This window comes from Type-F symbiont of Plautia stali (assembly GCF_059731105.1).
Map to the genome: position 1 here is coordinate 1,085,033 of NZ_AP035909.1, position 12,229 is coordinate 1,097,261.

Below are 12,229 nucleotides of genomic sequence, written 5' to 3' on the forward strand. Positions count from 1 at the left end.
GTTTATTCACCTTCATAACCGGGCGGCACCGGGGCGGCGTCCGGCAGGACTGTATTGTTATCACCTAACATGATGTGATCCAGAATCTGGCGCATGACGGTGCCGACAGCCGGACCGGCGCCACCGTTTTCCAGAATAATGGTCACGGCAACCCGAGGTTTGTCATAGGGAGCAAACGCGGTCATTAACTTATGGTCGCGTAATCGTTCAGCAATTCTGTGGGCGTTATAGGTTTCATTTTCTTTCAGGCCAAAGACCTGTGCGGTACCGGACTTGGCGGCGATTTTGTAGGGCGCATCCGCAAAGCTCTTGTGCGCGGTGCCGTTAGGGCGGTTTGCCACGCCATACATGCCATCTTTGGCAATTTCCCAGTAGCCGGAATGGATATCGCCAATCGGCGCGGCAGGGGGCTGGCGATAGGGCACCAGCGTCCGGCCTTCACGGGTGGCGCGCAGGATATGCGGCACACGGATGATGCCATCGTTAATCAGAATCATCATCGCTTTGTTCATCTGCAGCGGCGTGGCCGTCCAGTAGCCCTGGCCGATGCCCACCGGAATGGTGTCACCCTGATACCACGGCTTTTTGAAGCGTCTCATCTTCCAGTCTCGGGTCGGCATATTGCCGGCGCTCTCCTGCGGCAGGTCGATGCCGGTCCGGCTGCCGTAGCCAAACTTGTTCATCCACTCAGAGAGGCGATCGATGCCCATGTCATAGGCGACCTGATAGAAGAAGGTATCGGCAGACTCTTCCAGCGCTTTGGTGACGTTCAGACGACCATGGCCCCATTTCTTCCAGTCGCGGAAACGCTTTTCGGAACCGGGAAGCTGCCACCAGCCGGGATCGAAAACACTGGTGTTGCGGTTAATCACCCCGGCACTCATGGCGGAGACGGCGACATAGGGTTTGACCGTTGAGGCGGGAGGGTAGGCAGCCTGAATTGCGCGGTTATAGAGCGGGCGGTTTTCATCTTCCAGCAGGCCGCGGTAATCCTTACTGGAAATGCCGTCGACAAATAAGTTGGCGTCGTAGCTGGGGGTAGAAACCATGGCGAGGATTTCGCCGGTGCGCGGATCGCTGACGACCACCGCTGCGCGACTGCCCGCCAGCAGGGTTTCAATATATTGCTGCAGTTTGAGATCGATCGTCAGATAGATATCACGGCCCGCCTGAGGCGACTCCTCATGCAGCTGGCGAATGACCCGGCCACGGTTGTTGACCTCAACCTCCTCAAAGCCGGTTTTGCCATGCAGGAGATCTTCATAATAGGCTTCAATGCCCAGCTTGCCGATATCGTGGGTCGCGGCGTAATTTGGCCAGATCCCCTCTTTATCGAGGCGGGCCACATCACGATCGTTGATTTTGGAGACGTAGCCGACCACATGCGTCAGCGTGGAACCGTATGGGTAGTAGCGGCGCTGATAGCCTTTCACTTCCACGCCGGGGAAGCGGTACTGATTGACCGCAAAACGGGCGACCTGCACCTCATTCAGCGCGGTTTTCACCGGAATGGAGGTAAAACGACGCGAGCGTTTACGCTCTTTCTGGAAGTTTTCCAGATCTTCATCAGTCAGCTCCAGGATCGGGCGCAGATTCTCCAGCGTCTGTTGCAGGTTATCGACTTTTTCCGGCACCAGTTCAGCCTGATAGATGGTGCGGTTCAGCGCCAGCGGCGTGCCGGTACGATCGTAGATAATGCCGCGGCTGGGCGCGACAGGCACCAGTTTTATGCGGTTCTGGTTGGAGCGGGTACTGTAATCATCAAAGCGAAGGATCTGCAGATGGTAAAGGTTTACCACCAGGATTGAAGAGAGCAGCAAAATACCGACGAAGGCGAAAAACGCCCGACGGACAAAGAGTTTCTGTTCGGCGCTGTAATCGCGAAAGGCGTTGCTTTGTAATTTCATCCGCTACTTGTCATGTCTGCTGTGGGCTGATCGGTCATTCACGATGATAAGGATGATTTGCCGTAATGCTCCAGGCTCGATACAGACTTTCCGCGACCAGCACGCGCACCAGCGGATGGGGCAACGTCAATGCTGACAGGGACCAGCTCTGCTCTGCCGCCGCTTTGCAGGCGGGGGCCAGGCCTTCAGGCCCGCCAATCAGCAGGCTGACATCGCGGCCATCCAGTTTCCAGCGTTCAAGCTGCTGCGCCAGCTGCGGGGTTTCCCACGGATGACCGGGAATATCCAGCGTGACGATGCGATTTCCTTTGCCGACCGCCGCTAACATCGCTTCACCCTCTTTTTCAAGAATGCGTTTGATATCAGCATTTTTGCCGCGTTTCCCCGCGGTGACTTCGGTCAGCTCAAGTGGCATATCTTTCGGGAAGCGGCGCAGATACTCCATGAAACCGGTCTGCACCCAGTCGGGCATTTTCGTGCCGACGGCAACAAGTTGCAGTTTCACCGATTAGCCCCAGAGTTTTTCCAGCTCATACAGCTGGCGACTCTCTTCCTGCATCACGTGCACGATGACATCACCGAGATCAACCACGATCCAGTCCGCCGCGCTTTTACCTTCGATGCCCAACGGCATCAGGCCAGCTAAACGGGACTCCTGCTCAACGTGTTCTGCGATCGAGGTCACATGACGTGTAGAGGTGCCGGTGCAGATGATCATGAAATCGGTGATGCTGGATTTGCCCTGAACGTCGATGGTCACGATGTCCTGACCTTTGAGATCATCAATCTTATCAATAACGAACTCTTGGAGTGCTTTACCTTGCAAAAGGTTCCCCTCTGAATCTGATGGTATCGGGCCGGCTGCGAGCCCGGAAAGTGCAGCCAGAAAATTAAGCGGCGCAGTATAGCATGCCCGGATCAGTCGCGATATAAGCCTTCGCGGTCGATATAGTCGATCACCGCCGGGGGCAACAGGTCGTCGCAGGGCAGGTTCTGATGGCGGCGGCGGCGGATTTCGGTTGCCGAAATGTTATACAGCGGTGTGTCTGCCAGCCAGATATGGCCCGCGGGCTGCTGATGTAACTGCCGGATATCGCCGGCGAGGTGTTCATTGAGCCACTGCTGCATCTCCGGCGCCTCAAAGCGCGTGGCGTAGCCCGGCCGCTGGCACACCAGCAGATGGCAGAGTGACAGCAGATCCTGCCAGCGATGCCAGCTGGCTAAGCTCAGTAAGGAGTCCTGACCAATGATAAATCCCAGCGGCTGGGCGGCACCGCGTTCGGCGCGCCAGGCCTCCAGGGTCGTCACGGTCCAGGAGGGCGTATCGCGCGCCAGCTCACGGGTATCAATATCAAACAGCGGCAAATCGGCGATGGCACAGCGCAGCATGTCGACCCGCTGGTTCGCACTGGCTTCCGGCTGCGGACGATGGGGAGGGACATTATTGGGCAGCAGCGTCACGCGCTGCAGACCGGTCTGCTGCGCCAGCGCTTCGACCGGGCGCAGATGGCCGAAATGAATCGGATCGAACGTGCCGCCAAACAGCGCCTGCAACTCAGACATGCGCAAAACTCGTCGGAAAAGCCCGGCTGCTGAGCAGCAGCGTCAGGGTCTGCAACTGAGGCCACACCGGCTGTCCATAATCCTGCTTCAGCGTCACCTCAATCTGACTCAGCAGATGGATCGCGCGCTGCAGACGGGCAGCGTCGAGTCGCTGCAGCGCCTCGGTGAACAGCGCGCGGCGATTCTGCCAGATCCGCTGCTGATCCATCAGCGTGCGCAACGGCTGTTGTGCCTGATGACGTTGCAGATGCAGCAGCGTCAGCATATCGCGCTGCAGCGTACGCAGCAGAATCACCACCTCGCTCTCCTCTTTCTCCAGCTGATGGAGGATATGCAGGGCGCGGCGGCTTTTGCCTGCCAGTAACGCATCCACCCAGTGGAAAGGGGTGAAGTGCGCTGCATCGCTGACCGCCTCTTCCACCCGCGGCAGTGTCAGTTTGCCGTCAGGCCACTGCAGTGAGAGCCGCTCCAGCGCCTGAGCAAGCGCCAGCAGATTGCCTTCGTAGCAGTAACAGAGCAGCTGCACGGCGGCGTCATCCACCGACAGCTTCAGCGCTCTGGCCCGATTCACCACCCAGCGGGGCAGTTGCGCCTGCTCTGGCGTCTGGCAGGGCACCATGACCGCAGAGGCGGACAGCGCTTTAAACCAGGCGCTGTTTTCCTGCGCGCGGGTCAGCTTTGCCATCCGGCAGACCAGCAGAATATCGGCGTGCAGCAGCTGTGACAGCTTAACCAGCTGCTCGGCCATTGCGGCGTTAGGGCCATTGTCGGGGAATTGCAGCGTGAGGGTCTGACGCTGGGCAAACAGACTCAGTGACTGGCAGCTGACGAACAGGCTTTCCCAGTCGGTCTGCGCATCCAGCGTAAAACTGAAATGTTCCTGGAATCCCTGCGCGGTTGCGGCGGCGCGAATGGCGTCGGCACTCTCCTGCAACAGCAGCGGTTCGTTTCCGGTTAATAAATAACAGGCGCGCAGCCCCTCACGGAGCTGCGCGCTGAGTTGCTCAGGATAAATCCTGATCATTGCAGACTGGTGGCAGAGGAAGTGGGCGCTTCCTTTGAAACCTGGCCCGGTACCGGAATCACGGACGCCGGTAAGGTCTCTTTGTTGTTGATCTGTGCGGCATGCACGGTCAGCAGCTTACGTATCAGCTGTTCGGCCGCACGCTGACGCATCTCCTGCGTAATCAGATCCTGCTCGGCATCTTTTGCCAGCGCCGCGTTCGGGTTATCGAAGAATGAACGATAGACCGTGGTGCTGATAGGATAGATGCCTTTGCCCGGCAACAGGACCTGCGCCGTTAGCGTCATGACCAGCTGATACTCCGCAGAGGTGCCGCTGATAAAGACCGAGGCGGTGTTACGCCCCGACACCTCAGGACCCAGACGCAGCGTCGGAATATCGGTGCGGTTCTGTTTAGTGTCTTCAACAATAGTGACATCGTTGATACGCAGCTGCTGACGCACAGTGCGCGCAAGGGGTCCATAAGGATCGCCGGTTGAAACAATCAGGGTTTTCAGTTCGCTGGGCACCTGTGTGGTGCCACGCGGATGAAAACCACAGCCAGCGGTGATGACCACCGCCAGCATGACAAACAGCCTGATAATCGGATGTCGCACAGTTCCTCCTGAACTTAACCTACGACCAGGTTAAGCAGTTTGCCCGGTACATAAATGACTTTACGGATAGTCACACCGTCCAGGTATTTCGCCACCAGATGCTCCTGGGCAGCGCGTGCCTGAACCTGTTCCTGTGTTGCATCGGCGGCGACGGTGATTTTGCCACGCACTTTGCCGTTGACCTGCACCACAACCAGCAGTGAATCTTCAACCATAGCGGCTTCATCCGCAACCGGCCAGGTCGCTTCATCAATGGAGCCTTCGCCACCCAGCGTCTGCCACAGAACGTAGCTGGCGTGCGGGGTAAACGGATAGAGCAGACGAACGACCGCCAGCAGCGCTTCTTGCATCAGGGCGCGATCCTGCTCGCTTTCCTGCGGCGCGCGGGCCAGTTTATTCATCAGCTCCATAATCGCCGCGATAGCGGTGTTGAAGGTCTGACGACGGCCGATATCATCGGCTACTTTGGCGATGGTTTTGTGCAGGTCGCGACGCAGCGATTTCTGCTCATCGTTCAGGCTCTCCACATCCAGTGCCACGGTCGCACCCAGCTGGGTGTGCTCGTAGACCAGTTTCCAGACACGCTTCAGGAAGCGGTTTGCGCCTTCAACGCCAGACTCCTGCCACTCCAGCGTCATATCCGCCGGTGAGGCAAACATCATAAACAGACGCACGGTATCCGCGCCGTAACGCTCAACCATCAGCTGTGGGTCGATGCCGTTGTTTTTCGACTTCGACATTTTGCTCATGCCCGCGTAGATCACCTCGCGACCCTGCTTATCCACCGCCTTCACGATGCGGCCTTTCTCGTCACGTTCAACCTCAACGTCAACCGGTGAAACCCAGTTGCGTTCGCCGTTGTCGCCGAGGTAGTAGAAGGCATCAGCCAGCACCATACCCTGGCACAGCAGGCGTTTGGCCGGCTCGCTGGAGTTCACCAGGCCCGCATCACGCAGCAGCTTGTGGAAGAAGCGGAAATACATCAGGTGCATGATGGCGTGCTCGATACCGCCGACATACTGATCGACCGGCAGCCAGTAGTTCGCTGCAGCCGGGTCCAGCATACCCTCTTTGTAGTCGGCACAGGTGTAACGTGCGTAGTACCAGGAGGACTCCATGAAGGTGTCAAAGGTATCGGTTTCGCGCAGCGCAGGCTGGCCATTTACTGTAGTTTTTGCCCACTCCGGATCCGCTTTGATCGGGCTGGTAATGCCATCCATCACCACATCTTCCGGCAGGATCACCGGCAGCTGATCTTCTGGTGCAGGCATTACGGTGCCATCTTCCAGCGTGACCATCGGGATAGGCGCACCCCAGTAGCGCTGACGGGAAACGCCCCAGTCGCGCAGACGGTAGTTCACTTTACGCACGCCCACGCCTTTGGCCGCCAGGGTATCTGCGATGGCGTTAAAACCGGCCGCATGATCCAGGCTGTTAAATTCGCCAGAGTTGAACAGGGCGCCTTTGTCGGTCATCGCCGCCGCGCTGACGTCAGGAATGCTGCCATCCAGGTTAAGGACAACCGGCTTAATGGGCAGGTCATATTTGGTGGCAAACTCCCAGTCGCGCTGGTCGTGCGCCGGAACTGCCATAACGGCACCCGTGCCATATTCCATCAGGACGAAGTTAGCGACCCAGACCGGCAGGTGTTCGCCGGTCAGCGGATGGACAACCGAGAGGCCGGTCGCCATGCCTTTCTTCTCCATGGTCGCCATATCGGCTTCAGCCACTTTGGTGTTGCGGCATTCAGCGATAAAGTCGGCCAGCGCCGGATTGTTCACCGACGCCTGAGTCGCCAGTGGATGGCCTGCGGCCACGGCCACATAGGTGGCGCCGATAAAGGTATCCGGGCGGGTGGTGTAGACAGTGACTTTCTCTTCGCTGTCAGCCACGTCGAAGGTGATTTCAACGCCTTCTGAGCGACCAATCCAGTTACGCTGCATGGTTTTGACCTGCTCAGGCCACTCGTCCAGCGTATCCAGGTCGTTCAGCAGCTCTTCCGCATAATCGGTGATTTTAATGAACCACTGCGGGATCTCTTTGCGCTCAACTTTGGTGTCGCAGCGCCAGCAGCAGCCGTCGATCACCTGCTCGTTAGCCAGTACGGTCTGATCGTTCGGGCACCAGTTCACCGCCGAGGTTTTTTTATAGACCAGGCCTTTTTCATACAGTTTGGTGAAGAACCACTGTTCCCAGCGGTAGTACTCAGGCTGGCAGGTCGCCAGTTCACGGCTCCAGTCATAGCCAAAGCCCAGCAGTTTAAGCTGGTTCTTCATGTAGGCGATGTTGTCGTAGGTCCACGGGGCTGGCGCGGTGTTGTTCTTCACCGCTGCGCCTTCTGCAGGCAGGCCGAAAGCATCCCAGCCAATCGGCTGGAGTACGTTTTTGCCGAGCATACGCTGATAACGCGCGATTACGTCGCCGATGGTGTAGTTACGAACGTGGCCCATGTGCAGGCGCCCAGAAGGATAGGGCAACATTGAAAGGCAGTAATATTTTTCTTTACCTTCCTGCTCAGTCACTTTAAACGTTTCGTTTTCATCCCAGTGTTGCTGCACACGGGATTCAATCTCTTCCGGGCGGTATTGCTCTTGCATGGCTGCCTGTGGTCCTTTGTGAATAACATTTTTCTGGCTTTAAGATCCGCATAGCATACCCATAAGGCCGCATATCAACAACACTTCCCACTTTTGCTGGCGCGATTTCTGCTGAAAGCGTCAGAACCTTCACCCTTTTGTAATTCCCTGTACAGACGACACGGCAAAAGCAACATTGCGACTAAACTTAATTCAGCGAGAGTCTGCATAAAAGGAGAACAAAATGAATAAAGTGGCTCAGGAATATCGCGAGTCGTTAGCCGTACTGACCGACCGTCTGCGTCAGGGCGATCGTAACCCAGATGCGCTGATTGACGGACGGCGAAGCCAGCTGCTGGCGCGCAACGATATGACGGAAGAGGATATTGATCAGGTACTGCGCGCGGTCCGACGCGATCTGGAAGAGTTTGCGCGCAGCTATAGCGACGTCGAAGAACCGGTCGCAGACTCGCTCTTTATGCGCATCATCCGTGAGAGCGTCTGGAAAGAGCTGGCAGATATTACCGATAAGAGTCAGCTGGAGTGGCGCGAGGTCTTCCAGGATCTGCATCATCATGGGGTCTATCAGAGCGGGGAAGTGGTGGGGCTGGGGAATCTGGTGTGTGAAAAGTGCCAGTTTACCCGGGCAATCTACACGCCTGAAACGCTGTCACGTTGTCCGGAGTGCGGCCACGATCAGTTTCAGCGTCAGCCTTTTGAACCCTGATAGCGTCATCGCATGCGTGAGGCGGGCCACCGGTGGTGACCCGCATAATGGCCGGGGTTAGTGCAGGATTTTGGCGAGGAAATCTTTGGCGCGGTCAGACTGCGGATTATTAAAGAAGTCATCTTTATTGGTGTCTTCGATAATTTTTCCTTCATCCATAAAGATGACGCGATTGGCTACCTTGCGGGCGAAGCCCATCTCATGGGTCACCACCATCATTGTCATCCCCTCCTGGGCCAGCTCGACCATGACATCCAGCACCTCATTGATCATTTCCGGGTCCAGTGCGGAGGTCGGCTCATCAAACAGCATCGCGATGGGGTCCATGCAGAGTGCCCGCGCAATCGCCACACGCTGCTGCTGGCCCCCGGAAAGCTGACCGGGAAACTTCTCAGCATGCGCGGCCAGACCCACTCGCTTCAGCAGTTTCAGCCCCTTCTCCCGCGCTGCCGCTTTGTCGCGCTTCAGCACTTTCACCTGCGCCAGCACCAGATTGTTGATAATGCTCAGGTGAGGGAAGAGTTCGAAGTGCTGAAATACCATGCCAACCTGACTGCGAAGCTGCGCCAGGTTGGTTTTTTTGTTGTTCACCTCGGTGCCATTCACCGCAATCACACCCTGCTGTATCGGCTCAAGTCCGTTAACCGTTTTGATCAGCGTCGATTTACCGGAGCCGGACGGCCCGCACACCACCACCACTTCACCGGTTTTGACCTCGGTTGAGCAGTCGGTCAGCACCTGAAAGTGACCATACCACTTAGAAACATTTTTCAGGCTAATCATTTAAACCGTCCTTTTTCTTTTCAGATAGCTGACCAACAGCGATGCACTCAGGCTGATCACGAAGTAGACCAGACCGGCAAACAGAACCATCTCCACCTGGGTCCCGTCGCGCTCACCAATGGTGGACGCGGTGCGGAAGAAGTCCGCCAGGCTTAAGACATAGACCAGTGAGGTATCCTGGAACAGCACGATACCCTGGGTCAGTAACAGCGGAACCATGGCGCGAAACGCCTGCGGCAGGATGATCAGTCTCATCGACTGCCACGGGGTCATGCCGAGTGCCAGCGCGGCGTTACCCTGGCCGCGTGAGATACTGATGATGCCGGCGCGAATAATTTCAGAGTAGTAAGCCGCTTCAAACAGCGAGAAAGCGACCATGGCTGAAATCAGCCGGATATCGGTTTTGGGCGATAGTCCCAGCACCTGCTGCAGAAAACTCGGCACCACCAGATAGAACCAGAGCAGCACCATCACCAGCGGCACGGAGCGGAACAGGTTGACATAAATTTTGGCGAACCAGCTGATCGGCTTAAAGCTCGACAGACGCATTACCGCCAGCAGGGTGCCCCACAGAATGCCGAAGACCACGGCGGTCAGGGTGATTTTAAACGTAATCACCAGGCCGTTGAGCAGATAGGGCAGGCTGGGAGCAATGGAACTCCAGTCAAACTCGTACATTACTTGCCTCCCGCATTGCCTGGCAGCCGGACTTTGCGCTCGACCAGACTCATCAACAACATAATCACCAGGTTAATCGCGACGTAGGCGAGCGTAATGGCGGTAAAGGACTCATAGGCGTGGGCCGAATAGTCGAGCAGTTTGCCCGCCTGCGCGGCCATATCGACCAGGCCAATGGTGGAGGCGATAGCCGAGTTCTTGACCAGGTTCAGCATTTCCGACGTCATCGGCGGGACAATCACGCGATACGCATTCGGCAGGAGCACATAGCGGTAGGTCTGCGGCAGGGTTAATCCCATCGCCAGACCCGCATTCTTCTGCCCGGTCGGCAGTGACTGAATGGCAGCACGGACCTGCTCGCAGACGCGGGCCGCGGTAAAGAGGCCAAGACAGATCATGGAGGAGAGGAAAAACTGAATGTTGGGATCCAGCTCCGACTTAAACCACATGCCGAGCTTCTCGCCCACCAGTTCAGGCGCGACCAGATACCAGAAGAAGAACTGGACGATCAGCGGGATGTTACGAAACAGTTCGACATAGCAGGTGCCAATGGTGGCCAGCAGGCGGTTAGGCACGGTGCGCAGAATGCCGAAAAATGAACCCACGAAGAAGGCAATAATCCAGGCGCAGCAGGAGACGGCAATCGTCACCTGAAAACCGGACCACAGCCAGCCAAGGTAGGTCGTGTTACCGAACGGGGCCTGTTCGAGAAAGATGCCCCAGTTCCAATCGATACCCATAACGAGCTCCGGAAAAAAAGGGTAGCGAAGCTACCCTGAAGATTGATGAACGGCGTTTTATCTTCTGACGCAGGGGAACGACCCGTGTCAGTCTGTCTGTCCATGCCGCGGTTTCAGCAATCGAGAGGGCAGCCGGGCCGCCCTTGTTATACCCGCCGTCTTTCAGGCTGCCATGTTGCTGGCTTCGTTGATTTACGCGAATCACTTACCTGGGTAAGCGCATCGGGATTCACTCTCTGACCACCGTAATGCAACCTGAAATTCATTGGGTATTTTGTTGTTAATTCAGTGCTTTATCGTTCGGCGTCTTGAACAGTGCTTTCATGTCTTCAGACAGTTCAAAGTTCATGTTCAGGTTCTTAGGCGGAATCGGCTGTTTAAACCAGGTGTCGAACCATTTTTCAGCCTGACCGGAGGTCTGGGCTTTAGCGATGGTTTCATCCACCAGGGCTTTGAACTGTGGATCATCTTTACGCAGCATGCAGCCATAGGCCTCTTTGGACTGCGGCGTGCCTATGATTTCCCAGTTGTCCGGTTTTTTCGCTTTTGCGCGTTCGCCAGCCAGCAGCGCGTCATCCATCATAAAGGCCACGGCACGACCGGTTTCCAGGGTGCGGAAAGAGTCGCCGTGATCTTTTGCGCTGATGATGCGCATATCCATTTTCTGCTCGTCATTGAGTTTATGCAGCAGCACTTCAGAGGTGGTGCCGGAGGTCACAACGACGGTTTTGCCTTTCAGGTCAGCGAAATCTTTGATTGGGCCACCTTTCTTCACCAGCAGACGGGTGCCGATGACAAAAATGGTGTCAGAGAAGGCTGCCTGTTTCTGGCGCTCAAGGTTATTGGTGGTCGAGCCACACTCATAATCGTAGGTGCCGTTCTGCAACAGCGGAATACGGTTCTGAGAGGTGATAGGGATCATCTTGACCTGCAGATCCGGCTTGTTCAGTTTTGCTTTGATGGCGTCCACGATGGCGTTGGAATAGGCCTGTGAATAGCCCACCACTTTTTGCTGGTTGTCATAATAAGAAAAGGGAACTGATGATTCGCGATGCCCGACCACAATAACGCCATTGTCATTGATCTTTTTCAGGGTGCCGCTGAGATCTTCCGCCTGGGCCGCTCCCGCCGCTGCGCTGATCAGCAGAAGAGATAATGCCACTTTGCGTAGTTGCATGTTCCAACTCCTTCGTATGAAAAAGGCACAGGCTATAACCTGCGCTGATTATGATGTTGTGTCTGTTTTTTGCTGCGTCCGGGCTCTTTCTGCGCTGAAAACGGGCGCAGAAGAGTCACTAACATAGCGGATTGTTAACGCAATGAAACAAAAAAGTTTCTGTTTTGCGAGATGATACGCACCAAAAAAAGGCAAATATCCCGCACTGCGCGGTAACGGTGCAGCGGTGCGGATGGTTTTGGTGCAACCGGCTCGCTGTCAGCGCCTGCAATCAGCCTGTTTGTGAAAAACACTGAAATATTTAGCAATCATCGTGCCAGAAAGCGGTTCAGAGCGAGAAAGGCAGCAGAGTATGCGGTCAGGAGAGTGAGTTATATCGGGGAGAAAGAAATAAAAAACGAAGCCTCAGAAGGCTGACACACCCGAAGCCGGAGGAATCTGGCAGTAAAGCGTCAGAT

Annotated in this window: 12 protein-coding genes; 1 reads left to right on the forward strand and 11 read right to left on the reverse strand. The window is 56.2% G+C overall.

The window, feature by feature from the left end:
• Positions 1–2: 2 nt before the first annotated feature.
• The 7 genes from mrdA to leuS all read right to left on the reverse strand — a co-directional run bounded on the left by mrdA (position 3) and on the right by leuS (position 7,687).
• Positions 3–1,907 (reverse strand): peptidoglycan DD-transpeptidase MrdA, encoded by a 1,905-nt coding sequence (gene mrdA / locus AC6I7A_RS05030; RefSeq protein WP_009091503.1) that lies wholly within the window; start codon positions 1,905–1,907, stop codon positions 3–5.
• Between the two features lie 34 nt (positions 1,908–1,941).
• Positions 1,942–2,412 (reverse strand): 23S rRNA (pseudouridine(1915)-N(3))-methyltransferase RlmH, encoded by a 471-nt coding sequence (gene rlmH / locus AC6I7A_RS05035; protein WP_009091501.1) that lies wholly within the window; start codon positions 2,410–2,412, stop codon positions 1,942–1,944.
• Positions 2,413–2,415: 3 nt separating this feature from the next.
• Positions 2,416–2,733: a ribosome silencing factor gene (rsfS, locus tag AC6I7A_RS05040; protein ID WP_009091499.1), complete on the reverse strand. Its 318-nt coding sequence runs from the start codon at positions 2,731–2,733 to the stop codon at positions 2,416–2,418.
• Between the two features lie 92 nt (positions 2,734–2,825).
• Positions 2,826–3,470, reverse strand: coding sequence for a nicotinate-nucleotide adenylyltransferase (nadD, locus tag AC6I7A_RS05045; protein ID WP_058956320.1), 645 nt, complete (start codon positions 3,468–3,470; stop codon positions 2,826–2,828).
• The gene (gene holA / locus AC6I7A_RS05050; protein ID WP_009091495.1) at positions 3,463–4,494 is read right to left on the reverse strand and encodes a DNA polymerase III subunit delta; all 1,032 of its coding nucleotides are present in this window, start codon (positions 4,492–4,494) and stop codon (positions 3,463–3,465) included. The genes nadD and holA overlap by 8 nt, the downstream gene beginning before the upstream one ends.
• The gene (lptE, locus tag AC6I7A_RS05055) at positions 4,491–5,090 is read right to left on the reverse strand and encodes an LPS assembly lipoprotein LptE (protein WP_009091493.1); all 600 of its coding nucleotides are present in this window, start codon (positions 5,088–5,090) and stop codon (positions 4,491–4,493) included. The genes holA and lptE overlap by 4 nt, the downstream gene beginning before the upstream one ends.
• A gap of 14 nt (positions 5,091–5,104) precedes the next feature.
• Positions 5,105–7,687, reverse strand: a complete 2,583-nt coding sequence (gene leuS / locus AC6I7A_RS05060) for a leucine--tRNA ligase (RefSeq protein ID WP_046101411.1) — start codon at positions 7,685–7,687, stop codon at positions 5,105–5,107.
• Between the two features lie 223 nt (positions 7,688–7,910).
• On the opposite strand from leuS, the gene AC6I7A_RS05065 reads away from it, so the two are divergent.
• A complete protein-coding gene (locus AC6I7A_RS05065; RefSeq protein WP_058956319.1) occupies positions 7,911–8,393 on the forward strand; it encodes a zinc ribbon-containing protein in 483 nt (160 codons plus the stop codon).
• A 57-nt stretch (positions 8,394–8,450) separates the two neighbouring features.
• Here AC6I7A_RS05065 and AC6I7A_RS05070 read toward each other — a convergent pair whose 3' ends face one another.
• The 4 genes from AC6I7A_RS05070 to AC6I7A_RS05085 all read right to left on the reverse strand — a co-directional run bounded on the left by AC6I7A_RS05070 (position 8,451) and on the right by AC6I7A_RS05085 (position 11,771).
• Positions 8,451–9,176 (reverse strand): amino acid ABC transporter ATP-binding protein, encoded by a 726-nt coding sequence (locus tag AC6I7A_RS05070; protein ID WP_009091487.1) that lies wholly within the window; start codon positions 9,174–9,176, stop codon positions 8,451–8,453.
• A complete protein-coding gene (gltK, locus tag AC6I7A_RS05075) occupies positions 9,177–9,854 on the reverse strand; it encodes a glutamate/aspartate ABC transporter permease GltK (protein WP_009091486.1) in 678 nt (225 codons plus the stop codon). It abuts the gene before it with no gap.
• Positions 9,854–10,594, reverse strand: coding sequence for an amino acid ABC transporter permease (locus tag AC6I7A_RS05080; protein WP_009091484.1), 741 nt, complete (start codon positions 10,592–10,594; stop codon positions 9,854–9,856). Before AC6I7A_RS05080 ends, gltK begins: the two co-directional genes overlap by 1 nt.
• Positions 10,595–10,874: 280 nt before the next feature.
• On the reverse strand, positions 10,875–11,771 hold the full coding sequence (locus tag AC6I7A_RS05085) for an amino acid ABC transporter substrate-binding protein (RefSeq protein WP_058956318.1): 897 nt from the start codon (positions 11,769–11,771) through the stop codon (positions 10,875–10,877).
• Positions 11,772–12,229 lie beyond the last annotated feature (458 nt).